Origin of the sequence: Bacillus sp. SIMBA_026 (assembly GCF_046535335.1) — a bacterium.
Taxonomy (GTDB): Bacteria; Bacillota; Bacilli; order Bacillales; family Bacillaceae; genus Bacillus; species Bacillus velezensis.
Genome location: NZ_JAWRWX010000029.1, coordinates 1 through 450 on the forward strand (window position 1 = coordinate 1; position 450 = coordinate 450).

Here is a 450-nt window from a genome sequence, read left to right on the forward strand (position 1 = left end):
TCTTTGAAAACTAAACAAGACAAAACGTACCTGTTAATTCAAAGTTTTAAATAAATCGCACAGCGATGTGCGTAGTCAGTCAAACTACTTTATCGGAGAGTTTGATCCTGGCTCAGGACGAACGCTGGCGGCGTGCCTAATACATGCAAGTCGAGCGGACAGATGGGAGCTTGCTCCCTGATGTTAGCGGCGGACGGGTGAGTAACACGTGGGTAACCTGCCTGTAAGACTGGGATAACTCCGGGAAACCGGGGCTAATACCGGATGGTTGTTTGAACCGCATGGTTCAGACATAAAAGGTGGCTTTGGCTACCACTTACAGATGGACCCGCGGCGCATTAGCTAGTTGGTGAGGTAACGGCTCACCAAGGCAACGATGCGTAGCCGACCTGAGAGGGTGATCGGCCACACTGGGACTGAGACACGGCCCAGACTCCTACGGGAGGCAGC

General features: G+C 52.4%; 1 rRNA gene. It reads left to right on the top strand.

Going from position 1 to position 450, the window contains the following annotated elements:
* Positions 1–89: 89 nt before the first annotated feature.
* Positions 90–450 (top strand): 16S ribosomal RNA (locus SB847_RS20515); the annotation flags it as partial.